Genomic DNA, 469 nt, shown 5'->3' on the forward strand with positions numbered 1-469 from the left:
TGGTAAAATAAGGGCAGCTTATTTTAAGGGAGTTTTCAAAATGGCAAACGGATCATCTCTATATAAAGGACAGTATCATATAGAACTTAGGGATGTTGACTTTACAAAGAAGTTAAAGCTAAGCGCATTGTTCAGCTTGTTTCAAGACATTGCCAGCCTCGCTGCCGAGGATCTTGGTTATGGCATTGAGACATTGGAGAAGAAGTATAAGGTGGCATGGATTTTAACCCGCATTCGCGTGGATATCCTGCGCCATCCTACTTGGGATGAAAACATCACGATTGAAACGTGGCCGCTTCAACCAAGCAAGATTGATTTTGACCGCGACTTTCTTGTCAAAGATCACACCGGAGCGGTCATCATAAAAGCGGCATCAAAATGGGTCGTCATGGGTTTAAACGATCGGAAAATTAAACGAACAGAATCAATTAACATCCACTACCCTGAAAACCGTACGGAACGCGCTATT

General features: G+C 42.6%; 1 protein-coding gene. It reads left to right on the top strand.

All coding sequences use genetic code 11. The features are described from left to right. Positions 1-40: 40 nt before the first annotated feature. The coding region (locus ACLWS4_RS37425) for an acyl-ACP thioesterase domain-containing protein (RefSeq protein ID WP_416876489.1) at positions 41-469 on the top strand (429 nt) is incomplete at its 3' end.

It is taken from the genome of Kitasatospora sp. SC0581 (assembly GCF_048159585.1).
Lineage (GTDB): Bacteria > Actinomycetota > Actinomycetes > Streptomycetales > Streptomycetaceae > Kitasatospora.